We start from the raw sequence: 26,133 nt of genomic DNA, 5'->3' as shown, positions 1-26,133 counted from the left end.
TACTGTTACTAAGCACATTCATCACTCCTGATAAATTATTTATTAGAATTCCCTTGCTAAATAAATAAAGAGTAAGTAACACATATGCATTATTACATACTCTTCATTTCAAATATTACACGCTATATAAACTTTTTTTTGATAATATAATTAGAAAAATATAACGATTTTTACTTGAATTTAGTAATTATGTGATATTAAGTTAGTATTTTTTAACATAAAGTAGATGAAATTTATAAAAATTATAAAGTTATCACGATTCTAAGAGGTGCAATTATGAGAAAAGATGATTACTCAATAAATAAAGAATATATTTGCCTTTTAATATTTCAGACATTTGAGATTCCTGTTCGTTTTTTAGACAAAAATAAAAATATCCTTCATAAATATAGTTTTAATGATATCCCAAACCCTTTTTATTCTTCTACAATCGAACAATTAGATGAACTTTATGTAGAGAATGACTTTGTTAATTTCCCTATTATCCGAACGAACAAATATTTAGAAAATTACATTTTAATTCATGTTGAAAAGTATGGAGGTACGGATGGAACGTTTATTATCGGACCATCTACATACTCGAAACTTTTAGAAAAGAAGATAGAACGATTGCTGAATGATTTTCATGTTACTTTAAATAAGAAAACAGTATTGAATTACTATCAGTTAACCCCAGTTATAAAAAAGAAAAAATTGTTAAATATTAGCACTTTATTATATTACCTAATTTATCAAAAAGAATTAAATTTCAATACAGTTGCAAATAGAAACCGTTTGTTAAATAAACCTATATGTAATGATAAGGAAATTGATTTACAAATTTCAATTTGTCATCAGAATACTGTTTTACGTAATGAAATCCCATTGTCCATACAAATGTTTGAAACAATAAAAAAAGGAGATAAAGAAGAATTATTAAAGACTTGGCATTCATTTCCTATTGAGCGAGTTGGAGTGTTGTGCTCTAATAGCGAATTGAGAAATCGAAAAAATCAGGCCATCGCTGGGATTGCGGTAGCTACTAGATATGCAATTGAAGGTGGTGTCCCTTCTGATAAAGCCTTTACAATTAGTGATTTTTACATAGAAAGTCTTGAAAAACTAAAAGATATAAAATCTATAGGACAATTAATTGAAGAAGCCTTTTGTATTTTTACGGATTGTGTAAAAAGATATCAAAATCAAAATTACTCAAAAACCATCATGGATTGTAAAAATTATATTTCTAAAAACATATATCAAGAAATATCCCTCAAACAACTTTCACATATTACCAATAAGAATCCCATGTACTTATCTACACTATTTAAAAAAGAGGTTGGAATATCTATAAGTGAATATATTCATAGAGAAAAAGTTGAAGAAACAAAGAAACTTTTAACTTTAACTAACTATTCTTTATTGGAAATTAGTACTTTTCTAAATTTTAATAACCAAAGTTATTTTAATAAAGTTTTTAAAAAATACACAGGATTTACTCCAAAACAATATCGAGATCAACACACTATTTGCTAAACATTTAAATATAATAGATAAGTAAATTCAAAACTACATGTAACAAAGAATTTGATGTAGTTTTGAATTCTTATGACCTAAATACTTTAGTAAGTTAAAGAACCCACTTTTATTTCCATTTTAATAATGTGTGACCGCATTCATTTTATCTTCTAATTTAAAAGTTTATATAGCAAATTTACTTATTTTTCTTCATTACAAATTCTTTTGGATCTCCTTTTAGATCGTTATACTTCATGTTATGACGAATAGCTACTACAGAGATTACAATACAATAAACCCTATTAACATATAACATGTCCCTCTCTCCATTTCTTATTGTTTTGCGAACTTATTATGTAAATACTTCACATGTTTCTTTTTAATATCCTTATCCGTAATATTTGCTCGCAATATTGTTTGGTAGATATGCTGGACCTCATCATTTGTTAGTTGCAAACCAGTATATGACTTAATACATTTTGTAGATATCAGGTATTTCATTACTCTTACAGCTATGCTCAAATATATCACGTCACCGTTTTATTAAAAAATATACTAAGCAAAAGGGTACATTTCTGTTTTGCTTTTATCCTTATTTGTGCTGCATTAAAATACATACTAAAATGTAGTACCCTGTCCCACTCGTAACGGAACTAATGTTTTAATATTTAAAGAGAAGACGATTGTTTATCATAAATGTAAGGATATTATTCTAATTCGAAAAAAATTTGCCATATAAATATCCGTTCGGCAATATATAACATTTTATAAATGTATATTGTGTTATGATATCGAAGGATTTATCTACAGTAGGAGGAACGCATAAATATGTTAAAAAAATTATCAGTATTTCTTATTGGTACTTTGCTATTATTTGGTTTAGCAGCCTGTGATAGCATCAAATCGGTGGCTAGCGATGTTACAGTAGGAAAAGTAATTGAAGAATTTAAGGCTGCAGGACTTAAAGCAGAACAGCCTAGTGATCTACCGGAAAAAGAATTTGGGAATACTAGAAAAGATGCGAAACGCATTCTTGTACCAGTACTAGGAGAAGATAGTGGTGGTAGAATATTTGAGTTTAAAAACAAACAAGATCTTGAACAAGCGAAAAAGTACTATGACGATTTAGGTAACGGTAATCATATGTTATTCTCTCATACTTACGCAAAAGGTAATTTTCTTTTACAAATGAATGGTGACATGGAAGATGCCCAATTTAACAAATATAAAGAAGTAATGGACAAAATAATTAAGTAAGTTAAGGAATCCGCTTTCATTTTTCAGAAAATATGATATGATTATATTTGGATGGTAGCTCGTATACATCTTATTAAATTTAAAGTGGTTATCAAGTCGAAGAAAAGGCACTCAAATGAGTGTCTTTTCTTATGGACAAAGTAATATAAATTATATTATAAATATATAGTAATTATAAGTAAATGAGGTGTATATCATAATTAATTTCGAGCCATTAAGTCCAGTTATGAATGACATAGCAATCAAACTTGCCATGGTACTATTTATACCGTTATTCCTAGCATTAATTGTCAAAGTTATACTTATGAAATTTATGAAAGAGTCGATTGCTGGCAGAATTGCAAGTCTATCTCTATTATTTTTCATGTACTATGTATTTATATTTGTTACAGGGTAAACAGGTATCTTATGTTGCTTTAAAATAAAGTTTGATCAAATTAATACTAATAACCTTGATAAACGTTCATAGAAAAGAGCGTGTTTTGAAAAAAGTTTGATCAAAACACGCTCTTAATATTTTCAATTGACTCATTCTTTTATAAAAAAGTTTGATCATTTCCTATCTATATTGCTCCACAATCGCGCCCTTTAATGGAATAACATACCACTTCGAGATGAACTACCTAATTGCTTTTTTTCTCCCGAAAATAGGAAATAGAAGATATAGTCCTCTATTTCCCTGCTATAACTAATTTTCTATCTCAAAGGGAATATCACAATCACCGAAGATTATGTTCATTTCTGACTTAGTTGTTCGTAGAATAGCGTTACAGGAGGGACAAGTCCATTTATAACCTATTTACTTTACAACACAATAATACAAGAAAACAATAAAAAATCTTGGCATTGGAAAGAGATAAACCAATGCCAAGATTATAAAAGAGAGAAATTCCTTTTACGCCCGGGAATACGAATTGAACCCTCAGGGCATATTACTTGAAGACGTCGTCCGCATGCAGAACGGGGAGTTACATATCATTGCCGACAAAATAAAGGCGCTGGGTTGGCATGGAAGTAAAGACCGATTGTAAATCTTTTCCTCCACGGGCAAATGCGTGTAGTTTGATCACAACATTTTAGGAGGGTACCTATGTCAACCAAGATTATTGACGTCTCAATCGCAACTATAAGAAACTATGGTTCTAAGCACGTCTCGCCAGATGGCTTTATTTGGGGCAGGATTGTCCGCGCTGTAGACGATGATCAGATATTTCAGTCAGAGACCCTATACGATGGGCCAATGGACATTCCGCCAGGACAGAGTCGGACTATCGGCGTAAATAAGCGACTTACAGTACATTACTTCGGCGAGGAGAGCGAAGGGCATCTTAACCAAATGTTGGTCTTTCAGTACGACCTGACGCAACACTATGTTGTCTCCGGGAACGCTGAAGAGTTGAGATATTTTGGCCCGTACAGCAAAAAGGTACCATTTGACGATATCGCTGGGTTCCAAACATTCCCTACGCTCTATAACACTACCGAGGGCCACAAAATCGAGGTAGTATATACGGTAAATCTCGTCGCCAGTAATTAAAAGACGTCCGGCGCCTGGGATTAAATGGCCCGTTTGTGGAATACTGTTTTTCGATAAATAAACCCTTTGGACACAACATAATCCAAAGGGTTAAAACGGTGCAACTTTATTTTAAACGGTACATCTTTTTTCTAAACGGTACGACTTTATTTCAAATCAACATCTTAGGGTGTCTGTTCCTTTTAAAAGTTAGAATCAAAGTGATTTTATAATTTCATTGGCCACTTTTGGTTTTTCTGCAATAAATAATGTTTTCCCCATAACTTTTTCCTCCTTAAACAAAAAAGGACACACCTACGCATAACCATAGCGTAGGTGTGTCCTTTTGCAACATAATATCACTATATTAATTTACAATAATTATAACACTTTTTATTTCTAAAATATATTTTTTAACCATTCTTTTTCATCACAAAATCTTTTTTGTTTCCTTTTAACTTGTAATACTTCATGTTAAGACGAATAGCTACTATGGAGATTACTAAGAACCCTATTACATATAACATGTCTCTCTCCCCATTTCTTATTGTTTAGCGAACTTATTATGTAAATACTTCACATGTTTCTTTTCAATATCCTTATCCATAATGTTCGCTCGCAATATTGTTAGGTAGATGTGCTGGATCTCATCATTTGTTAGTTGCACGTCAGTATATGATTCAATACATTTTTGTAGATCGTTATAATACAGGACATGTTTCTCTTTAGAATGAACATTTACTCTTTTTAGACTGCATTTTGGATGGAACGCTGCAATAGAGATACACGGCAGCTGTTGTTCTATTAACCATTCAATGGCTTTTATATGTTTATAGTTTTGGCGAAATGGGTTTTGAAAAGAGGATTTCTTTCTAAAAATACCCTGTGTCCACCTTGCAGATTTCTCATTTCCGTAGATCCATCCCTCGTAGTTTTTCGTCTCTATAACAAATACACCGGTTTCCGCGATAACAATATGGTCAATTTGCGTTGTATCACCATACTCCGTATAAACCGTCACATTATGTAACACATAGTAACTTTTTGAATCCAATTTACTTAATATACGTTTTACTAATTTTTCTCCCACTTTCCCTTTCCATTTTGGGACATGTTTTTTTACAACAATATTCAACGGAATCAGAACCGCAATGAGAATTAATTCAAATATCAACACTTTCATAATAGAAGCCCCCCTTTTTACATCCTTGCGTTTCTGCGCATTAAACGAAATACATGTGTTTCTAATCCTAAAATAAAATATGAGATACATAAGCCTTTTATCACCATCTCTACGAATCCTAATGCTAATGAAACAAGGAGCCCACCTCGAAACTGAAAAGGTCTGGTCACCCTTCTATTTACTGGTTTTTCAATGACGCCAAAGTTGGCCCAGGTAGGCAAACGTTTTTCCACATTTTTCACGGTACCCATTAATCCGTATTTTAACGATAGAATGAAACATCCGATTAATAAATAAACAACAGAAGAAAAATAGATAGATAAGCCTATTACGATGCATGTCAGTAACCAGCCTATTAATATAGAATTTCGCAAAGCAATATATTCTCGATTTCTATTCAATACAAACAGTCCTTTCAAAATTAATAAGGTTATTTTTATTTGGAAAATATTTACATTTATTTATAAGCATGATATGATACGTCTATATTAATTTACGAACTAGCTTAAAAAGGATTGTGATAGACGTGTTAAAACTTGTAGTAGATAATACCGTAACAGAACAAGAAACAGATTCAGCTTTTTCAAACTTTTTCACTTGCAAAGACTGTGTATACTATCTTTCAAAATCAGATTCTTGCAGTCTACAATTAGCAGCTGATTCAAATAATCCTCTTGTTCCTTATGAGTGTGGGAATTTTGAGGAAACCTATGAAATCGGAACGGAAGATCCATTAAATTCACACATACATCAGCAACTTCGCGAAGAAAAAGCGCAAATACTAGCTGAAAGCTATCCAGCACAACCTTCTATTGATCCAATTCATAAAGACGCAATATGGTATGGGTCAGTAAACTATGGTTGTTGGATTATAAATGATTCGAAGAAACGTTTTGCACTTGCAGAACAGGTACCTTTCGTTGATAATAATATGTCATCTAAAAAATACGCATCTCCTTTCCCTTTACATGACCATGGTGCAAAAGATGGTATCCGGCACTATATGTGTTGGTACGTAAATGAAAAAGGAATTGGCGAATACCATCTTCTTATTGGTGGTGTCATCATGAAAATTGCAGAAGGAGTTAAGAAACTTGGATTCAATTACTAATCGTATCTACAAGAAAAGAATGTTAGAACATACCATACTATTTAGTTTGGTACAGCTGGTACCACTGCTCGTATCTACCGGTATCATATATATATTGCTAGAACTTACTGATACGGAGTGGAAAACCTGGTTTAGTTATGAAGGAATCTTTGCAATTATTTTTCTTATAACGAGGTTCCAGGTGTTTCAGAATAAGAAAAGTATTATTTCTTTAAATCAAAACGAAAAGTGGTTTTCAAAGTTAAATGTTTTCTTGGTCTCTATATTTCTAGTATTATTTGCATCCATACCAACTCTATTAAAGATTGCTTTCATTCTACAAATGACTGTTATTCTATTTCTACTAGAGTACCTTTGTTTGTATATTGATCGTTTACCGATACATAATTTATATAGAGTAAAAGAGATCATTTGTGATAAAAAACAACTCAAAATTGAACGAATTATTCCAAACAATGAGGAACACGGTACTCATACAATTAAAACAAGGGATGAGCAATACTTTTTATATACCGCTGTGTATTTGAGCGGCATACTATCGCCAATTTCAGAAGAAGTCTTTGAAGAATATGAAAGAAACAACCTAATGGGTAGATAAAAGGTACTGAATGTAGATTCAGTACCTTTTTCATCCTTATATAAGGTTCTTTACATATTAGCAAATAGCCATGGAGCGAGTACAGCTAACATACACAGCAAACAAGAGCCCGTTATGACACGATTGGACCAACGGTAATACTCAGGCTGTTTCGTGCTCTCATGAATTTTTCTTAAACGAATACCCGTGGTTAACATAAATGGTGTGAAAATAAGTGCTGTTGCTTTAAACAGGTCTAAAAAATCCGTAAAGATGTTCATAAACGAAAATACATCGGAACTGAACAGAAAATACACACTTAGTCTCATAAACATCATACTAATAAATGAGAAAATCATACTTCCGGTTGCCCACTTCATCCATTGACCATTCTTTGTAATTAATGCCATAACCATGACAATAACGCCTAATATAAATGAAATAGAAAAGATATTTACTCCTACTTTAAAAGCCGGTGCATACATACCTTCAACTTTTTGTATGATTGATGAACCAAATGAATCATCTTTCTCAGTTGTTTTCTTTCGATTGTTTAATCCCTCTTTAAAGGATGACGAAACATCGTTCCCCTTCAATTTATTAAAATCTACTTTTACAGAAGCCTGAGCTGCTTGTAAGGGGGTAAGAAGTAAAACCATTAAAACAAGCATACATAAGACTCCTATCATCCCTTTTTCTTGTTTCATCACACATCACCCGCTAATTTTGGTTTAACGCTCTTTAATTTGATTTGATTTCCTTCTGCAACATAATATAGGTCTGCTGCATAATAGATATTTGCTTTTGTATATGCCCCCATAATTGCATTTGCAATTTCTTCTTTTTCTACTGCCACATATGTTTCATTTTCATTGTAAAACTCAATTTCAATTCGATTAATATTATTATTTAATACTGTAATATGTAACTCTTTTAAGCTATCTAAGCGATTGCCTAATCCACACACTAACTTAAATACTTTATTTGCAATTGTTGGTGGTTTGACATACGTCGTATTAAAATGAATTGTTTCATCATCTATCACTCCATCCTCCTCAACTGCACATGTCATAATGAAAGAATGATTTTGTTTTTCAATTTCTTGTTGACTCAACTTCCGATCAATGACATATTTCAAGCTTATTGATAGATTTTCTATATATTCATCCAGTTCGGTATTTGAAATTTTAACCTCTGAGAATTCCGGAAAAATCATGTAAGCATGTATATTAGAGCTACTTTTACTTTTACTTACACGTAATACCTGGATTTGTTTCTTTTCATAGCGCACCGTTTGTTCTAATTTTTCTACTACGTTGTTGCTTATATGATCGATTGCCATATATTATCACTCCTATTTACTTTGATAAAATAATTCTTCATACACTTCTCATGATTTGATGCTATCTATTTAAAGCATTGTAATATTACGAAGAGTTCTCAATTCTCCTGTTTTAAGACTGTTAATCACTTCAATCTCAAAACATTTTAATATCACAATGACGTACAGTGTTCCATTATAGTAGAATATCCTAATATAGTGAATCATTCTATCTCACTCATTTGTACAAAAATAAAAAAATTTACCCTTGTACAAATGAGTGAGAAAATGCTGTTTTTCATGCTATTTAACTAAGAAAATACAACCAGGAAATACATTTAGATATTTCCTAGTTATCTACCACTCCATCTAACTAATGTATAGGAATACGATGAATCAATTTTCACTTCTAAATACAGCAGTTGATTTTCTGGTAATATTTCTCCCCCTGTATGAATCCAATAGCCCTTGTTATTAGATATGTTTATGACGCAGGTGAATTCTTGCTCTCGTTCTACCAATTTAGCCGCCCATATCACAACCTGAAATTCTTTCTCTTCTGACACTAAATTTTGAACAGAAGTAGCATGTGCTGTTTCTTGTGGGATTTTCAGCTGTTCTAGTTCAGGAAATGTATCTTCATATCCTAATAATTCCTCTAGTGTATCCATATTGCTGTAAAATGTTATATCCTCATCACTCGGAAATGAGGTATCATATACTGTTTCAGAAGCAGGAGTATAGTGAAAACTCTTAACATACTCCACTACTTCAGCATCAATTTCCTGTTCTAACTTATTACTGAATTCTTCATCCAAATTCTTTTGAACAGTAATAGCAACTAAATCATATATACCTGCTACATCTTTTTCTAAGGTGATTTCTTTTGTTAGGACAGTAATACGCTCTTGTTCCCTACCAATAGGTCTATTTTCTCTCGGGCACCAATAAACGGGACGTTCTACCGGTGTATTTTCTTTTTCTTCCCTCTTGGCTTCTTCTATTAGAAATTTTTTTCTTGAATTACAAACTACAAAAAATACATAACAAAATAGACCGATGAAAATGTTTGTAACCATGGTATTCCCCTCTCCATTATGCAAATAAATCGAATTCAAATTACGCATCGATTACTTTGCTTTTTCATTCCCTTTCTTTTGAGAAGTATCTACTTCAACAATCCATTTATCCTAGAATACAAAATCTTGTTTATGTACAAGCATACGCTTATCCGCATTCAGTGTTTCCCTACTATTAGTGTGGGTAGATAAAATCTCACGACTAAAACATTTCCTACACTCATAATAATTACCCCCCAGTTCTTTTTTGCAATAAAAAAGGAAGATCCAAGTATATACATCACTCAGTTCTTCCTTTTCCCCTCAGTAAACTACCTAGTTTTTATTAAAATGGCAGTTCTTCACCTGTAATTTTAGATAGCGCATCCCTTCCAGCAAATATATCATCCAGCTCTTTGGATTACTGTCTTGTTTCCTGCTCTTTTGAATCATCTAATACTGTCCAAATGTTATCTTTTTTCATTTTCATATCTCCTCTTTCTTGTAGTTTGTTAAGATTCATAACCTAGCCTGCGAACTTGAAAACAGTACAAAAAAGGCTTCTTCAAGTCGATTAAAAATGTGCATAGCAAAATAAGCTATATATACACTAATCGGCTCAAAGAAGCCCTTTCACAATTGAAACAAGACGTAACTTGCTTCTACAACTCAACCACAACACAAAAAGGTGTGGGAATAAACGGAATCAATCAAACTAGCAATACAACTATATATTATATAATAACGTTATATATTTCAAGAAGTTTTAATTAAAGTTAACACATTACAGAACTTATGATACGAGAAAGCCCACACAGGACTTTAGTCCGTCTTTAGACGTGGGATGAAAGTATCGTTTTTGCATAGCAAAACATGGTATACTCTATTCATAGTCATGCAAAAGACTTTAAAACGACTGTTCTCTGAAAACAGAATACATATGAGGTTGGAGTAGCAAATTCTTCTACTCCGTAAAATGTATTAAGTCGTCAAGAACAAGACGTAAAAACATTTGAGAACCAACAATCTGTACGGTATGGTCACAGTACCGTAGCCCACGAACCTATATGGTCTGTTGTGGAAGTGGTGATGGCACACCGCAATCTTGCACGTCAGCGATACCAGAAATGGACTTCGCCTTTGGTAGTAAGAATCCCACTGACGTTAGTCAGCTTGCGGCTTTAGCCGTGGGAGTGTCAAAGAAGCAGTAATGAATCCCTCACCTCGCTCTGTTGGTGCCTCGCACTCTTTTGCTCCCATAGACAACAGCTTTTTGAATGTGGCTGTTACATCATCGACATGCCAATACACTACAGCACCTGCTGGACCGGTCGCTGAACCATTAGGTGCGTAGCGGCTATCAATCAGGCCCAGTTCGTGCTAATAATCGTCAAGGCGAAACTCGGCATATCCAGGACGTTCGCAGTATGGTTCTAAGCCCAATAGTTCGGCATACCACTTCTTTGCCGCTGTTAGATTATTTGTCCACAAACTGACTGTCGTTAGTCCTCGGAATGTCTGTGTATTGCTCATAATCAATTTCCTCCTTAATAGTGAGTAGTACGTCCAGATGCTAACTTAATAACTGCTTCTGAATCAACTTCAATTTACTTACAAATAATCCTTTCTATCATTTAAGAAAATTGCCATTTAACTGAATAACATGACTGACATATTTCAACATCTTTATTTGTAATTAAAAGCAATTGTTGAAGCTGAACATAGGCTACAAAAGTAAATAACATTAAAGTAAATTAGGGGGATTTTCAAACACTCGGGATGACTTTATTTATACTTTGATTGTTTGGATCATCATATGTTTGGAAGAATTCTTCCGCTGCCTGTTTACCAGATGCTATTAATTCCAGTTGCTTCTCTTCTGAAATATTAAAATCTATCGCCGTTACCCCTACTGTGTTAATGTAAATAGTTCGTACAGTATCATCTTTATGTAAATGCATACTATCCTGCCCTTTCACAATAGTCCCCATTAAATTCCAAGTAAAATCAAAAAAGTTGTCTATTTCGTGAGAGACTGGTGCAGCAATATTTCTCATGACATCTATTTCTGCTTTTGAATCTAAACGAAATCCTAATGTTTCTTTATTATAAACCTGCACATCTTCCAAATTAGCACTAACTCTTTCTGCAGATATTGTTTCTAAAAATTCTGCCGCTCTTTCATAATAAGAAGTGACTTCATAATGTTTTTCATCTAATACATACTTTTTTTGGTCAAATAATCTAACAGGGTAATTATTTAATACCCCTCCATCTACAAAATATTCCCCTTTCCAAACAATGGGTTCGAAAAAAAATGGAATAGATATAGAAATTCTAACCGCTTCTGCTACAGGCATATCAGGTGTTGTTTCATGTGAAAAAGTTACAACTTGTCTAGTTGAGACATTTGTGCCCTGGAAATATATTTCTTTCCCTGTTATTTTGACTATTTCTTCAAAAGTTAAATCTTTATCCTTCATTTCTTCTTTAATAATTCCTTTTTGAGCCCATTCTTCCATCTTTGGTTTAATGATATCTTCTTTTATCCATTTTAAAAACTCATCCCCTTTGTATCTACCATATCCACCTACTAGTAACCGAAATGTATCTATAATTATTCCATCATCATCTTTAAATTTTTCAAATTGTACCTTCTTTAATTTTTCCGTTAGATCCTTAACTGAGTATCCTAGTCCCAGAATTAAAGCTGTAATTGCACCTGCAGATGTACCTCCAAACCTTTGAATATTTGACAGTATTTTTTTGTCATTTTCTAAATATTCTAAGGCACCTACATATCCAATACCTTTAATTCCGCCTCCCTCAAAAACTAAATTTTTAAAAGGGTAATTCATTTAAATTCCTCCTTGAGATTTTCTTTTGTGCTTTCGTCATTAATTTCATTCAATCTAGAATATGTACAATAATCTAAATTTAAATATTAAGAAAAGATGTGAACTATTTGTATCGCCCTAAGATATCTACTAGAAATTATTTAGCGCTCTTTTATATCTTTTTTTGTAGAAGTGACACTACCATATGTTTTGCTTTTTTACTCCCTCTGGTTTTAAAGGACCATCGTAATCATTATCTTCCGCTTCACCATGGCGAATAATAAATATTTTTCATTCATTATTCTTTCCTCCAATACTGGTCAATAAGGCATATCAACTTATATACTCACCTACTTTTTATGTTCATATTCATTTTGATAATTAATATATTTTTATATTAATTTTTATATAAAATATAAGATTGCGATATTAATCGCTATTAGATATAACAACAATGTAATTAAATTGTTATGTTTTAATCCTTATAAGCATAACTGGCCTCATTATCAATGATAAGAATAAGTTTACTGCATAAAGCAACTCTCCCCATCCATGCGGAGCAAGTCGATTACATATTTGCTTGACTTGTTCTTTTAATAATGACATTATTTTCTTCCTTTCATGAAAGGAAGAAAGTGGAGCAATACATACTATTATCACCAATATATTAAGTTCTTTAATTTCGGATAACACACTTAATGATTGGAATATATCTCATTCTTAGCTCCTGAAAAAATATCACTTAAATGAATTACTAGGAAACACAGTTGATAGGTCTATTAATATAATAAAATCTGTATAAACTTATTTACAAATATCAATTTTACAGTTCTCAAGACATAGGATTCTTTACTCTTCCTTTTTCTAAAATTTTTCATTTTTATTATGAATAGATTTTGTGATTTAACAAACAATATATCTTGAATGAACAATTTTATTAAGGAAAAGGAGTGATAAATATATGTCAAATATTTATCAGGAAATATGGGATGCAGATATGCTTGGAAATGGGATACAACCTACATTTAATAAAGATAATGTAGATAACAACAAGGGCTATGTATTAGTTGAACCTACAAAAGTTAGAACAAAAGAAGAAAAACAAGACCATATGTTAATAAAAGAAGTACACATACCAAATAGTAAAATACAATCATATGATTTAGTTAAAAAATTATTTAATAATTTCTTTTTAAATCCACACTTAAGAGAAGATAATACTGTTGAAGAACAAAAAGAAGTAGATGAACTTTTAAAGTATGCTATACAATCTCATCCTATGAAGCTTTGTAGAACTTTTGTTGAAACAAGAAAAGGTACGAGTTTATCTGATGAACAATGGTATACGTATTTGCATAACATATGGTTTTTACAGTTCAACAGCAAATCTGGTGTAAACCTAAGTGGGTTTGAACATGTATTCGTTGGAGAAAAAAAGAAAAAAGGCAGTAGTCTAAGTGGATATCATTTCTGGTATAAGTATTATCTGGAAGATCAACTTGGAGAAAATGATAAAATTACTTATTTAGGTCCACGAGATAAAAATTCAGTTCCCGACGTCATTACTTTTGCTTTCACGTTAGAAGCTTCAGACGTTCAAACTGATAGTTATTTACTATATAAACCGAAGGGTGGCTTTTTTATAGGTATTAGTCCCGAAGGATTATTAGCTCTAGGAGCAGCTCGTTTTGCTGACACACTTAGCGAACATCATACAATTGAGTTAAATAATCAAAATTATGACTTAGCATTATATTCTTTTGGAAAACGATCTATGAGAACCTTCTTCCCTATGTACCAGTAAGAAACTTTTCTATATTTTTGCCACTAAAAAACAAAGATATAGTACCTTATTAATAAATTTTGTAAAATTATTATGCTCAAGATAATAAAGATTATACGTCTTATGTGAAATAATTAATTTTTCACCTTATAGAATAATCCTAAAAATAGATCATAAAACCGAACATTAAAACTACCTATTTTCTTTATTTTTTAAAGTCCCGTAGTGTATTTCACTACTTCGATTAAGCATAATTATTAATAATCTTTGTAGATTGATAAAAAAGTTATTTAATTGTTTTTGTTATCATCAAGTTAAATACTCTCAAAAAAAGTGAGTATTTAACTTGATGAAACTATTCACTAACAGGTAATTTTGAATGTGAAATTTTACTCAACAAAGAATACATTGATATAAATTCGTTAAATCCGTATATACAGTTGGAGTATATTTCAGGATATCTTCCCCCGTCTACTGTACATATCCATTTAGAGAGATTAGAAAGTAACGTTTATATTCTTCATAATCAATTGAAACATCAAGAAATAAAAACGCTACAAGAATTTTTTATAAAAAATGGGATAACATCAAGGGAGGTACAAGACAGAAATGAAAAACACGAAACAGCAAGATCAAGAAAGCATAGTAGATTCTAAGAAGGCGCTGATTGCCACGCTCGAAACGAATTTAGAACGAATTCAATCTGAGGAAAGAGCATATTATGATGCAGTACGAGATGAAGAGGATATCAAGAAGTATTATACAGGAATAAATCCTCATGAAACGAACGGCAAGGCTTTATTTCAGCAACTCTCTGAATTGCTAGAGAATACACACAGCACAAAAGTACGCTATTCCAATAGCGATGAGCATTTAAAAACATGGGTCGATTTACATGAAGATAGATCCTTTCGAAGCATTTATTCTGGAAAAGAGGCGGATCCTAGAGTTGTTATTGAGGAGAGTCTTACGCAATTGACAGCGGATGTAACTACATCTACAGGGCATATTGCAAACATCGAGCACGTAGTTTCGCAGTCTTGGTTTAATGAGCAAGAGCCTATGAGAGGAGATATGCATCACTTATTTTACTGTGAAAAAGAATGTAATAACAAAAGAGGTAACAAGGTGTATAAGGATTTCGCCGACTACACCCCAGAAGAATTTCGTACAGAATGGGTACTCGATGAGTGTGGAAAAGGCGAAGGCGGAAGTGGTGAGGAAGGCGGCGTCTTCGAACCCGAATATGGTAAAGGTTTCGTAGCCCGCGCGATGCTATACTTCTTCCTGCGTTATCCCGATGCCGTCGATGCAAACATTCACGGTAAGATCGATACAAACGTGTTGCTTCAATGGCATAAACAGGATCCTCCAGGACACTTGTACGAAAAGCATCGCAACCAAGCAATTTTCGACATTCAGGGAAACCGCAACCCTTTAATTGATCTTCCCGAGCTGGCGGAGATCATCGATTTTGGAGTATTTCACCAATAACATTAAAAGAAAGGTTTTGATTCTATATGTCAGTAGCGAATCGGAATGAGGATACAGTCAATCTGCTCCCCTTCCAAACAGAAGAGGTCAACCGACCAATCAAGGAAATCCCTAAAGGTGTTCAAATGATCCAAGCCCCGCAATTCTGGGAAAATGGTAACTATGGCCAAGGTGTAACCATCGCCGTTCTTGATACCGGCTGTGATGTTAATCATCCCGACCTGCGAGACAGAATTATCGACGGGAGAAATTTCACCGATGATGACAACGGAGCTGTTGACAACTATAAAGACTATAATGGTCACGGAACCCATGTAGCAGGTACCATTGCTGCTTCCAAGAATGATAACGGCGTTGTCGGAGTCGCTCCTAAAGCAAACCTGCTAATTCTCAAGGTACTAAATCGTCATGGTTCTGGTAAACCAGAATGGATTGTTCGGGCCATAGAGTACGCCATTCAGCAGAACGTCCATATCATCACCATGTCGTTATCTACCACCAAAGATAATCCGAAGATTCATAAGGTAATTCAGCAAGCGGTAGGACAAGGTATTATCGTCACTTGTGCTGCTGGTAACGGTGGGAGATCCGAATTGCGCTACCCGGCAGGATATAACGAAGCTACCTCCGTCGGTGCCGTTGATTTTACCGGCAAAGCAGCCGATTTCTTATCATGCAACAACGAAGTGGATTTGACAGCTCCCGGGGTAAACATTCTGTCTGCATATCCCCTCGATTTGGTATCGGATCCAAGTAATCCGTACAAAGTATTGTCTGGTACCTCGATGGCTACACCTCATGTGGCCGGGGCTTTGGCGCTTTTGCTGAATTATTGTAAAGCCTCCAATCAATTCAACCGACAGCTGACAGAGGATGAATTGTATGCACAGTTGGTCAAGCACACCGTTCCCTTAGGTACGGAAAAATCGATAGAAGGAAACGGACTGCTATTCCTTACAGCTCCAGCTTTACTTGCGGAGTATTGGAAGCAGAATCCACCAGATTTAACCCCTTATCTTTAATCGAACATTGGGAACTCTTATCAGTTGAATTAAAGTAACAAAATATACAACAGGGCGTATTTCGTATGGAGCATGCCCTGTTGCTAGACTAAATTTGGAATCGTACTCGATTGGCTTGCAGCTCAATGATTCTGCAGAGCCCAGGAATCCTACATAGAGGCGTTCTACTGTAATTTCTGCCATACCTATTTATGGTCTATAATTCTCTAAGGAGTGTTTATATGAATTATTCCGAAATCCCATTTGAAGTCAAACTACTGCTTGATGCAAACCAAGTGCTGACTGAAGAGAATCAACTTCAGTTAGACCAATTAGACATGAAAATTCAAGAAATTGATATGTTCGACATTCTTTTTTTGGATAGCCCAGATTTAACCTTGTATCAGAATGGCTGGATTATACGCGGACGATTAAAGACGAATGGGAACTAACCTTTAAGTACAGAATCAAGCTTTCGCAAAGCGAGGAGCCGTCGATTGCTTTGGAGCAAGCATTGCAAGCTGCAGCTTCGTCAGGCTTTGATTTATCCGACCCGAACTATGAATTAGAATTAGAGTGGAGTGAGGAACAAAAAACGCTTAGTTTGTCCTACAAGGTTAACATCCCAATCGCTTCTCCTGACAGGAGTGAAGCGTGGAGAAATCTTATTATGCAACATGCGCCTCAGCCGCTCCGTTTAAAAGAATGGGAGAGATTGGATTTTGCAGAACTCGTCAATCAATTAAATGTTTTAGGCCCAATACGAGCACAAAAAAACAAAGGAAACTGGCATGGCTTAAAAACGAGTGTCGAAAGCTGGTATATCACAAATGGTACAATTGTTGAAATTTCTTTAAAGGCTAAAGGCGGCGAGGATGCAAGAGAAAAACGAGAACAAATGAAACAACAACTCAAGGATAAGAAGTTGATGACAGGGAAAAGCTTCTCAAAAACACAGTGGGCATTGTGGCGGCTAATCAGACCCACACAAAATCCATTTTCTTTGCTTCAAACAGGAGGATATAATTTATATTTTCGGCACGCGCAGCCTGAAAATGCAGGCCCTGAAAATCCCTCTCTTAGCGAAACTGGTCGAGAACAGGCAGGAAAAATGGGAGGACTGTTCGTTGATAGACACATCCCGTTTCAAACTCCTGTCCGTTCCAGTCCAATTAATCGAGCAAAGGAAACCGCTCAGATTGCATTCGGAGAAGAACAGATTCAGCTAGAAGAGCGCCTTATCCAACCCGAATTGCCGCAATTACTTGAATCAACGCCTGAAGTAGGGAAAAATCAAGTATTTATTGCTCATCACTATACGTTTGACAACCAGCTTACAGAACCACTGGATTACATGAACATGGTTCTGATTAAACCGCTGGGAGCCGGCAATGGATATAGACTTGAGCAGGTATATGATTTGTTAGCAGAATCAATCATTAGGTACGATCATTTGTAGCTATTCATTTGGGTGTGATTTGTGTTTTTAAATTTTTTAATATCTAGCGAACGTGATGTTAATCTGATAATAACTATTGCAACTCTTCGCATTTCTGCAGATAAAATAGTAACTTAATCCGTTGTAGCTTTTTTTATTTCCAAAATAATATCACGAGAGATGAGATAACACATGGATTTGTTTTCAATCCATGTCTTTTCTATAAATTAGGTGAACATTATCCTTGCACAAGCAGAGCTCAATTATTTTAATATCGAATTTGAACTACCCCCACTTTCACTTCGTTTAGAAGTGAAAGTGGGGGTAGTTCAAACTATTGTTTTTCTAAACTTCTTTGTAATATAACCATTGGTATGAAAATCCTTTACACAAGGTAAATCAATTCCGAATTTTCCTTTAAAAAAACAAATGAAAACTGCCTAATATAGTTCTTATTAATGCAACAATAAAGGAGATGGCTTATACCATCTCCTGAAATTTAATCTCTTGTTGTTTTTCAACTATATTATCTATATCATATACCCTTTTGGCCATACGCTCAATTAACCCTACAACTAGCGCGTTTCCCATACAGAAATACCGCATCCGATTAGACATTCCTGTATTTGTCCAATCATCTGGAAAACCATTTAGTCGTTCACATTCAATCGGTGTTAAAAATCGAAGTCCTTTTTCATCTTTTACTACATGCGTACTTCGATTTATACTCGCTTCACTTGTTAGCATTGTTCTGCCTGGTTTATCTAACAATTCCGGGAATGCCATTCCACCCTCAGAAAAAATATATTTATGACCACTTGCTGCGGTTCTTTCAATTTTTTTAGGACCTTTTAGATACTCAAATTTTTCAATAGCCATCTCACTTAGGTAATATTTATCATCTACATTTTTTTCTAATATAGATCTTAATGGAATAGGACTTTCTTCTATCGCTATAAGCTGGGCTGTATAAATTCGCCCATCCCTCATAATCCCTGCATTCCAGTAACCTGCTGAAAAATTATCAGATACATCAACAATATCAAGCGGTAACTCAAACTCTTTAGCTGGGTGTTTCGGTGAGGATTCAGCCTGTACAGGAAATGGAATGGCGAAGAAGCCTTTATGATGTAATAAACTATAATCTGTCTCATCCTTATGCGTAATCGTATAAGGGATATCATTTCGATATGCAAAAATAAAAATGCGACGCCTTCTTTGTGCTTGTCCATACTCAGCTGCATTAATGACACGCCATTCTACATGATAACCCAAATCTCTAAACGTAGCTAACATTACAGAAAAATCTCTACCTCTTTGTTTAGATGGTGACTTTAATAACCTGTCTACATTCTCAAGCAACACATACTTAGGGCGTTTTATATTTACTAATCTCTTGATTTCCCAAAATAATACGCCTTTTTTTCCTTGTATACCCTTTTCTCCAGATAAGCTACGTGCAACTGAATAATCTTGGCATGGAAAACCACCTACAATCATTTCTGCTTCTATTTTTTGAATCTCTTCATCGGTTACGGTAGCAATATCTTGGTTACAATGAATCCCCTTATCCTGAAATCGTTGTGCATAACAATGAAAAGCATCCTGTGCCTTTTTTGAAGGTTCCCACTGGTTTCCCCATACTATTTGAAAGTGGCCGATTTTCTCTAATCCGATTCTAAATCCACCCACTCCTGCAAATAGTTCTATAACATTTATCATATTTCACGAACATCCTTTCGACATATTACTTCAGTATAGACGAAAAGAATGGAAATGAACAGAAAGAACGAGACTTTTTACCTTTCTTCTTCCATATCATTATTAGGTATTGTACTTAATCAATACATATCCTTTACTTGTTTTCTCAAACAAAACATCTAACGAAATATTTTTTAGCTTCTGTTCCCTAAATATTTATTCAAATTCATTTACGAATTGATGCAATACAAAGACATCAACTACTTCAGCGTTTTCGTCCTTTATTTAAAAGATATCTCTCATTATCATTAGCATTAGCAGCTAGCTTGTTCATATATTTTCTACTTTCCCCATAAATAAGAGGAGGATTTTCATTTAAATGTATTGTTTTATAATACTCAAAGAATTCCTTCATTTCCTTATCTAATTTGTTGTAATTTCCTTTAGGAAATGTAGGTGTCGACTTATTCTCTATCCAAAACGGATAACTATCAATATTATTCAGCCAAAAAAACATTCTTATGAAGCCCATTAACATATCTCTAGGTCTTGCATTTTTATGAGGTGAAAAAAAGGTATTTCTTTGAAAAATTTCATCGCCCCAATTTATTTCTTGCTCAAACATTAATAATGCTAATGTTATTAATGTTTGATATTCTACTAAACTAGTCGCATACCGTTCAGGATCTCTGCCGTACCAAATATTCTCGCAGTTCGTTAGGGTGGAGTAATTTAGTAAATTTATTATAGTTTCTCTATGAGTTACATTGTACCTTTTAGATTCAGTTTTTACCTTAAAATCAAATAATCCTAGCTTAGGTTTACCATCAAATGCATTTTCATTTTTTGGTTGTGCCATTTTTCCACCATAATTTCTTATATGCTTAAACCCATATGTTAAATTGTCTACAGTTACCTTCCAATTATATTCATCATTCAAACTTTCATCTTTATAAATTTTTACTAAGGCATTTCCAAGTTCCTTGTATATATCCATAAATATTGCCCCTATCTACTAAAATCATTATCCATAATGTGCCTTTCTATGGCAATTTGGACATAGGCCTACAGCATTTTCTACCGAATCTTCTCCTCCCTGAGCAAGAGGAATAACATGGTGAACCTCTAAATAAGGGGTACCATCTTTAGCTCTTTTAAATGGTGCTTCTTGTTTACATTCTTCACAATATCCATTTGCTCTCTCTAATACTTCCGCAATAACATCTGGATTTCTTTTGTATTGCGTAGTAACCACTTCCACTACGTCAGGTTTCCTGGCGGCTTTTTTTAAGCGCTCTTTACGTGCAGAGCCATTAGAAATTTGAGATTGTTTTACTTTTATATCCAAGTCATTCTCATATTCTTGATTAGTTAAAGCATGTAAAGTTTGATAATAATCAATCTTTTCTAATTCAAACCACTTTGATCCATCTGTCTCTTCCACATGCTGTATATATTTAAACACACCATGTAATACACACCTTGTATCTTCTTTAATAAATACATAGATTGGTACATCCGTTTCTTTCGTACTATAAATAGCGAAATTATCTTGGTACTCTAACTTAAACTTATTTGCTCTATTTTTAAAATAATATTTGAGGACTCTATTTTCTTCTAACCATTCATTAGCATATTTCCCATTTTCTAACGTCACTTTAATAAAAATCGCCTTTAAATTAGAGGTTCCTCCTATTAAATAAATACCTTTTCTATTATCATAATCTCTAGCAAAATTAGAAATATCCCACGATGTATATGTTTTTCCTATAACAAAATCATTTAAAACTGTAATATCATCAAAATAACATTGAAACTTCTCTTTGAACTCAGGATATATATCCTCGTAAGTTTTCAGTCCTTTATTCTTTAGCGATTTATACACTAAATAATTTCCATTTTTAGAGGTATCCTAAAATCTATTCATATAAATTTTCAAATCTCCTATCTTCCTGAAAGAATTAATTCTAACCTTAGTATTTGTGACTTTATACTTAATCTCCTTACTTATCCCAGGATGATTAAGTGCTGGTACGTCAACTTCAGTTAAAACAAAGTCAATTGCCTTTTTAATCACATTCTCACTCCTACTGTAAAAAACGAAAATTCATGAATAATTTACCATATATATATTACCTTATTTTTCAAAACATAAACAGATATTATCATATATATTGGTCAATAATTCCCCACCAAACCTAAAATGCTACTCACGCATTATAGATTTAATAGAAATCGAATTTCTTATTTCATCTATCTATAATCTCGTCTTGAATACTATTTATTTTAACTTTCTATATATAAAACATTATAATTTAATCATGTATTAATTTATTGGAAACATAAACCACTCATAACCTTAAGACTGTATCCAGCACTTGCACAAATGCTTATCTATTATTGCTCCCAAGCAGATTGGCAGGATTGAGATTGCAAATAGCTAAACATTTGACTGTATTGTAATCCATTTGCAAGTCACTCAAGAAATTAAATAGCAAACTGAGTTATTGATAATCATATCTCTCAGCAAGAACAATGGGAGGATTTTAGCCATGGGATCTGTCATATCCTATTTCATTCTAGTAATCAATTATTAATACATCAAATATTTTTAGATTATCCAAAAGCAACAGCTAAAAACTTCGCACAACAATTTTTCGTACCCGCTTTTATGCTACTGAAGCTTCCATTCTACAGTTAATAGCATATATAATTTCAGAAAAATCCATTGTAACAACATGGTTTTCCAAAAAAGGAATTCACATTATGAAAATCAATTATTAACAAGAAAATTATTGTCACTTTTCCATAACATCCCCATATGTTGTATAGTGATAATCTCCTTCTAAATTGTCATTGATGCCTCTTTCAAGTCCTAATGCACATCTTAAAAACTGCCTTTTTTACTTTGCATATCACTCATGCTACGATGAATCTAGATTTTAACTTATGAATAATTTATTGCATCCTTACTAATAATATAAATAAATTGGTAACAGCCAATCTGTATCCATAATCAATCTCTAATTTTCTTGAATTCTCCCTGAGGCAAGGCGGCTATTAAAAATAGCCGCCTTTCTTGCATGAATTATAAATATTTGCACATACTATTAACGGAATGGTTGAATCATTGTCATTGAAAATGTTCAGCACTTCCGCTCCTTAAGAGAACAGTCTCCGCAACTGTTCTCTTTCCTATTTCCTTTTTTCACACATATAATATGACAAGCATTATTAACTCCGCTACAATCAATAACATTGCAACATTCTCAACATTTCCTCAACAAATTCTCAATATTTTTCATGGACAACAGCACACTTTCTCAACAGTTTTAATATCTTAATATTAAATACTGAAAGGAGATGTTGAAAAATGACTTGGTTCATTATTTTAGGATTTATGCTTATTTTAATAATAAGCGGTTTTCATGCACATAGTATTCATATCATTTTCAAAATAGGTTCAGATACAAAAGCTGTGCCAAGTTGGTCTTTCGTTAATAAAATAAACTTCCAAACATTAAAAGAATTAATAAAAGGACTAAATAAGGATAAACTTAAAATCCTTACAATAGGAGAACTTGTTATTCCTTTAAGTTTCTTTAATAGATTATTTAGCAAAACATTCATTTTTCTATTCCTATTCTTTTACTCTCAATACTTAAACTAACGTAATATGAGATGATTTAAAGAATAACAATCACTGAGCGTAGCAAACCAACAATCAATCACCTATGATGAAATGGACCTGAAGAATTAAACAAAAAATTAAGCAGCTATTTGAATGTGAGTCCGGTATTGTACTGGACTCATTCCTTTTAACTGTACTTGGATTCTTTTGCGATTGTAATGACCTATATAATTATCTAATACTATCTTAATATGTTCCGAACTTCCGATTTTTGTAAGATAAATTACTTTCGCTTTGTCTTGTTCTGTAATTCCATCTCTTTTTGAAAGAAGGCCTTTAACTTTTTTAAGTAATCGATTTCCATACGTAAACATTCATTTTCATCTTTTAATGCCTCTATATCCTCTTCAATAGCTGCTTTATCTAACTTTGATTTTGTATTTCCCATAGCTGGATCCCCTTTCTTCTTTTATATAGGAAATCCATGTCTTATAAATCATATATTCCCCTTCATCTACGAACTATTTCAATGAATTCCTTAACAAAAACGATTCATTTATTTTCTTTGTTTTTCATCCATTTCTAAACATTTCAGATATACTCTTTGATAAATCAAACTATATTCATTCCATATTTCTCTCCTCTAAATGAATCGTAGTACATATTATCCCCAACACATTGATAGGTTTTAATTGTATTTTTAACAAAATCTTCTTACATTTAAATAGACATACCACTTTAATCTGTCAACTCCACCTATATTGATAAATATGAAAAAATAAATTTATTTGACATTTCAATGACTTATAACAGGAAAATATATACATTAAATAAAACCTGATTTATCTTTAATTTGTAAGTTGTAGTTAGTTGGCCAACTTTCCATACAATTTAATAATTTAAAATATGGGGGATCTAACATGAATCAAGTATTAAGGAAAAGTAAGAAAAAAATGATGTATCTAGTTGGTTCACTTCTAATTTCTCTATCAATGTTTTTAACTACTAGTTTTGCAGCTACAGAAGGTGCTGTAAAAAGTGTTACAAATAGTACCTATACCGGGATTGCAGCTGATATAAATCTACCAAAATCAGTTGTTGTTAAAGATGGGTATGTGAATTGGTATTTAGGTATTGGAGCATCTAAAGTTGAGGGTGGTATTTCCAAAACACCAAGTGGATATAAAGTATTTCTAAATTCAGGATATAATGAATCGGGTCAAAACAGTAAGTATTGGAACACACAGTATGATGCGTCAATTAAAGATGGTGATCGAGTAAATCTGAAAATAGTTAATAACGGAAATGGTACGGTTACTATGTATGTAAATGGAAGCCCTAGATATGCAAATCAACCTGTATATGGCTCATTTTCTCAATATGAACCAGTAAAAATGTTTCAGGGGGTTGAAGATACTGGACGTAATTACTTTAGCCAAGCTAGCTTTTCAAACGTACTTCTAAGAACAGATACATCTGGGGCTACCTACAAAAGTTGGAACGGTTCAATTTCTTCCTCATTTTCAAGACACGGTACTTATGGTAACAATTTCACAATTTATTCTCAAGTACCATTAAGCGCAAGTTTACGCTAAAGGTGTTATTTGAATAAAAATGTTTTTGTGAAAAAAGTAGTTGCACTTGCAGCTACTTTTTTATATAAAGTACATTGTAATAGATATTCGCGCCAACATAAATGACATCTTTCAACTTTTTCAAAAAATAAGCTGTTTATTTAAATGTTATGTACAAGAAAGCGTAGAAATATTTAATTTCTACGCTTTTTATAGGCTAATCAATTCATTCACTTACTATTACAATTCCTCAAATTCATCAATTTCAGCTTTACGTTTTAAAAATAGTTCTATATCCTTATTCTCTCTTTCTATTAAACCAAGAGCATGTGTATCATCCAATGCTAACTCTTTATATCCCCATATATAATCTATAGTTGCATCTTTGACATGTCTGTGTTCTGCACAATACCATTCTATAGGTTGTAACGCATCAGATATTTTAAATAATTCTGCTGGATACCATGATGGCATATTTTCACGTTCTCCTAAGATTAAATATGTTAATTCACCACTTTGTAATTTGCATATTCCATAAACAATATACTCTTCTTCAATGGCTAAATTAAATGTTTCCTCTGTTATCTTAGATAGGTCATTACCGGTATTATATAAACAAGTTACTTTCATAACACATTCCCCTTATATATTTTTATCTTTAAACTTAAAATTCAACAGTTTCACCTGCCCCACATCTAATGCTTGATTATAACAAGCATAGCGTTTAAAAAGAGATTTATAATATTGCAGAGGTACAGAAACGGATTGAAGTATGAAGAACCAATATGAAAAAGAATCAAATTGATATAATATAAACCCCAGAAATTAAATATTTCAACGGTTTTATGTTTACCTAAGGCTCTTTCTACTATTTTACAATAATATAGAATTTGTCTATCATTTCTTCTTGAGCATCTTGAAATGTTTTTAAAATCAAATCTGCTTCTTCTCCTAACATAATCTGGCTTTCTTTATAAAACTCCCATTCTATTGTTATGGGAAGACCTATAAACCCAGTTAAACAATCCCACAAAGCATCCGCATTTTCCCCATAAAAACTAGGGAAGTCTAATTGTTTTTTTAATGTTTGATGCAATACTTCTTTACTAGTGAATTTTCTTCCATCCAATTTTACTATTTCCATAAATTTAATC

The 26,133-nt window shown here is 33.0% G+C and carries 25 protein-coding genes and 4 pseudogenes; 14 read left to right on the top strand and 15 right to left on the bottom strand.

The annotated features are described in order from the left end of the window. The first annotated feature begins 276 nt into the window (after window positions 1-276). Window positions 277-1,515, top strand: a complete 1,239-nt coding sequence (locus AC0L0O_RS20090) for an AraC family transcriptional regulator (RefSeq protein ID WP_326043034.1) — start codon at window positions 277-279, stop codon at window positions 1,513-1,515. A gap of 315 nt (window positions 1,516-1,830) precedes the next feature. Here the strand turns inward: AC0L0O_RS20090 and AC0L0O_RS20085 are convergent. After that, window positions 1,831-1,983 (bottom strand): annotated as a pseudogene (locus AC0L0O_RS20085) (nuclease-related domain-containing protein); the annotation flags it as partial. Window positions 1,984-2,325: 342 nt separating this feature from the next. Here AC0L0O_RS20085 and AC0L0O_RS20080 point away from each other — a divergent pair. From AC0L0O_RS20080 to AC0L0O_RS20070, 3 genes are all read left to right on the top strand, one after another. Beyond that, complete coding sequence (locus AC0L0O_RS20080) at window positions 2,326-2,754, top strand: stress protein (protein WP_326043035.1); 429 nt, start codon at window positions 2,326-2,328, stop codon at window positions 2,752-2,754. Between the two features lie 187 nt (window positions 2,755-2,941). Beyond that, entirely contained in the window at window positions 2,942-3,151 is a 210-nt protein-coding gene (locus AC0L0O_RS20075) for a hypothetical protein (RefSeq protein WP_003171438.1), read from the top strand. Between the two features lie 693 nt (window positions 3,152-3,844). Further along, window positions 3,845-4,291, top strand: a complete 447-nt coding sequence (locus AC0L0O_RS20070) for a hypothetical protein (protein WP_072180979.1) — start codon at window positions 3,845-3,847, stop codon at window positions 4,289-4,291. A gap of 523 nt (window positions 4,292-4,814) precedes the next feature. Here the strand turns inward: AC0L0O_RS20070 and AC0L0O_RS20065 are convergent. Together AC0L0O_RS20065 and AC0L0O_RS20060 are read right to left on the bottom strand one after the other, a co-directional pair. Beyond that, the gene (locus AC0L0O_RS20065; protein ID WP_326043036.1) at window positions 4,815-5,453 is read right to left on the bottom strand and encodes a nuclease-related domain-containing protein; all 639 of its coding nucleotides are present in this window, start codon (window positions 5,451-5,453) and stop codon (window positions 4,815-4,817) included. A gap of 17 nt (window positions 5,454-5,470) precedes the next feature. Next, complete coding sequence (locus AC0L0O_RS20060; RefSeq protein ID WP_473785973.1) at window positions 5,471-5,854, bottom strand: hypothetical protein; 384 nt, start codon at window positions 5,852-5,854, stop codon at window positions 5,471-5,473. 125 nt (window positions 5,855-5,979) lie between these two features. Here AC0L0O_RS20060 and AC0L0O_RS20055 point away from each other — a divergent pair, with 125 nt between their 5' ends. Together AC0L0O_RS20055 and AC0L0O_RS20050 are read left to right on the top strand one after the other, a co-directional pair. After that, window positions 5,980-6,564 carry a hypothetical protein gene (locus AC0L0O_RS20055; protein WP_473785972.1) on the top strand — a complete coding sequence of 195 codons (585 nt, stop codon included), beginning with the start codon at window positions 5,980-5,982 and terminating at the stop codon, window positions 6,562-6,564. Between the two features lie 19 nt (window positions 6,565-6,583). Then, the gene (locus AC0L0O_RS20050; RefSeq protein ID WP_473786120.1) at window positions 6,584-7,162 is read left to right on the top strand and encodes a hypothetical protein; all 579 of its coding nucleotides are present in this window, start codon (window positions 6,584-6,586) and stop codon (window positions 7,160-7,162) included. A gap of 50 nt (window positions 7,163-7,212) precedes the next feature. Here the strand turns inward: AC0L0O_RS20050 and AC0L0O_RS20045 are convergent, their stop codons facing one another. The 5 genes and pseudogenes from AC0L0O_RS20045 to AC0L0O_RS20025 all read right to left on the bottom strand — a co-directional run bounded on the left by AC0L0O_RS20045 (window position 7,213) and on the right by AC0L0O_RS20025 (window position 12,378). Next, window positions 7,213-7,848 carry a hypothetical protein gene (locus AC0L0O_RS20045; RefSeq protein WP_473785971.1) on the bottom strand — a complete coding sequence of 212 codons (636 nt, stop codon included), beginning with the start codon at window positions 7,846-7,848 and terminating at the stop codon, window positions 7,213-7,215. Continuing rightward, entirely contained in the window at window positions 7,848-8,483 is a 636-nt protein-coding gene (locus AC0L0O_RS20040) for a hypothetical protein (protein ID WP_473785970.1), read from the bottom strand. The genes AC0L0O_RS20045 and AC0L0O_RS20040 overlap by 1 nt, the downstream gene beginning before the upstream one ends. 332 nt (window positions 8,484-8,815) lie before the next feature. After that, window positions 8,816-9,541, bottom strand: coding sequence for a hypothetical protein (locus AC0L0O_RS20035; RefSeq protein WP_473785969.1), 726 nt, complete (start codon window positions 9,539-9,541; stop codon window positions 8,816-8,818). 1,167 nt (window positions 9,542-10,708) lie between these two features. Beyond that, window positions 10,709-11,053, bottom strand: a pseudogene (locus tag AC0L0O_RS20030) (VOC family protein); the annotation flags it as partial. 233 nt (window positions 11,054-11,286) lie between these two features. Then, window positions 11,287-12,378, bottom strand: coding sequence for a patatin-like phospholipase family protein (locus tag AC0L0O_RS20025; protein ID WP_171856616.1), 1,092 nt, complete (start codon window positions 12,376-12,378; stop codon window positions 11,287-11,289). Between the two features lie 940 nt (window positions 12,379-13,318). Here AC0L0O_RS20025 and AC0L0O_RS20020 point away from each other — a divergent pair. The 5 genes from AC0L0O_RS20020 to AC0L0O_RS20000 all read left to right on the top strand — a co-directional run bounded on the left by AC0L0O_RS20020 (window position 13,319) and on the right by AC0L0O_RS20000 (window position 18,094). Further along, window positions 13,319-14,161: a hypothetical protein gene (locus AC0L0O_RS20020; protein ID WP_000066030.1), complete on the top strand. Its 843-nt coding sequence runs from the start codon at window positions 13,319-13,321 to the stop codon at window positions 14,159-14,161. 588 nt (window positions 14,162-14,749) lie between these two features. Then, a complete protein-coding gene (locus AC0L0O_RS20015; protein WP_473785968.1) occupies window positions 14,750-15,634 on the top strand; it encodes an endonuclease I family protein in 885 nt (294 codons plus the stop codon). Window positions 15,635-15,660: 26 nt separating this feature from the next. Continuing rightward, window positions 15,661-16,656 (top strand): S8 family peptidase, encoded by a 996-nt coding sequence (locus tag AC0L0O_RS20010; RefSeq protein WP_000109450.1) that lies wholly within the window; start codon window positions 15,661-15,663, stop codon window positions 16,654-16,656. Window positions 16,657-16,877: 221 nt separating this feature from the next. Beyond that, on the top strand, window positions 16,878-17,087 hold the full coding sequence (locus AC0L0O_RS20005) for a hypothetical protein (protein ID WP_473785967.1): 210 nt from the start codon (window positions 16,878-16,880) through the stop codon (window positions 17,085-17,087). 50 nt (window positions 17,088-17,137) lie between these two features. Further along, window positions 17,138-18,094 (top strand): histidine phosphatase family protein, encoded by a 957-nt coding sequence (locus AC0L0O_RS20000; RefSeq protein ID WP_473785966.1) that lies wholly within the window; start codon window positions 17,138-17,140, stop codon window positions 18,092-18,094. Between the two features lie 459 nt (window positions 18,095-18,553). Here AC0L0O_RS20000 and dcm read toward each other — a convergent pair whose 3' ends face one another. The 3 genes from dcm to AC0L0O_RS19985 form a co-directional block, all read right to left on the bottom strand. Continuing rightward, a complete protein-coding gene (gene dcm, locus AC0L0O_RS19995; protein ID WP_473785965.1) occupies window positions 18,554-19,795 on the bottom strand; it encodes a DNA (cytosine-5-)-methyltransferase in 1,242 nt (413 codons plus the stop codon). A 244-nt stretch (window positions 19,796-20,039) separates the two neighbouring features. After that, window positions 20,040-20,771 carry a hypothetical protein gene (locus AC0L0O_RS19990; protein WP_473785964.1) on the bottom strand — a complete coding sequence of 244 codons (732 nt, stop codon included), beginning with the start codon at window positions 20,769-20,771 and terminating at the stop codon, window positions 20,040-20,042. Window positions 20,772-20,798: 27 nt separating this feature from the next. Further along, a complete protein-coding gene (locus AC0L0O_RS19985) occupies window positions 20,799-21,659 on the bottom strand; it encodes an HNH endonuclease (protein ID WP_473785963.1) in 861 nt (286 codons plus the stop codon). Window positions 21,660-22,143: 484 nt separating this feature from the next. Here AC0L0O_RS19985 and AC0L0O_RS19980 point away from each other — a divergent pair. Beyond that, window positions 22,144-22,623, top strand: a pseudogene (locus tag AC0L0O_RS19980) (ImmA/IrrE family metallo-endopeptidase). 524 nt (window positions 22,624-23,147) lie between these two features. After that, window positions 23,148-23,444 carry a hypothetical protein gene (locus AC0L0O_RS19975; protein WP_071680174.1) on the top strand — a complete coding sequence of 99 codons (297 nt, stop codon included), beginning with the start codon at window positions 23,148-23,150 and terminating at the stop codon, window positions 23,442-23,444. A gap of 98 nt (window positions 23,445-23,542) precedes the next feature. On the opposite strand, the pseudogene AC0L0O_RS19970 reads toward AC0L0O_RS19975, so the two are convergent. Both AC0L0O_RS19970 and AC0L0O_RS19965 read right to left on the bottom strand, forming a co-directional pair. Further along, window positions 23,543-23,668: pseudogene (locus AC0L0O_RS19970) on the bottom strand (IS3 family transposase); the annotation flags it as partial. 20 nt (window positions 23,669-23,688) lie between these two features. Next, a complete protein-coding gene (locus AC0L0O_RS19965) occupies window positions 23,689-23,853 on the bottom strand; it encodes a hypothetical protein (protein ID WP_473785962.1) in 165 nt (54 codons plus the stop codon). Window positions 23,854-24,325: 472 nt separating this feature from the next. On the opposite strand from AC0L0O_RS19965, the gene AC0L0O_RS19960 reads away from it, so the two are divergent. Next, window positions 24,326-25,000 (top strand): hypothetical protein, encoded by a 675-nt coding sequence (locus AC0L0O_RS19960; protein ID WP_473785961.1) that lies wholly within the window; start codon window positions 24,326-24,328, stop codon window positions 24,998-25,000. A 219-nt stretch (window positions 25,001-25,219) separates the two neighbouring features. Here AC0L0O_RS19960 and AC0L0O_RS19955 read toward each other — a convergent pair whose 3' ends face one another. Together AC0L0O_RS19955 and AC0L0O_RS19950 are read right to left on the bottom strand one after the other, a co-directional pair. After that, window positions 25,220-25,609 (bottom strand): hypothetical protein, encoded by a 390-nt coding sequence (locus tag AC0L0O_RS19955; RefSeq protein ID WP_473785960.1) that lies wholly within the window; start codon window positions 25,607-25,609, stop codon window positions 25,220-25,222. A gap of 238 nt (window positions 25,610-25,847) precedes the next feature. Beyond that, window positions 25,848-26,123: a barstar family protein gene (locus tag AC0L0O_RS19950; protein ID WP_264460043.1), complete on the bottom strand. Its 276-nt coding sequence runs from the start codon at window positions 26,121-26,123 to the stop codon at window positions 25,848-25,850. Window positions 26,124-26,133: the final 10 nt, after the last annotated feature.

It is taken from the genome of Bacillus sp. GS3m_15504, assembly GCF_055825275.1.
Note: the sequence above shows the minus strand (reverse complement) of the source record. Positions and strands in the feature narration are given on the sequence as shown.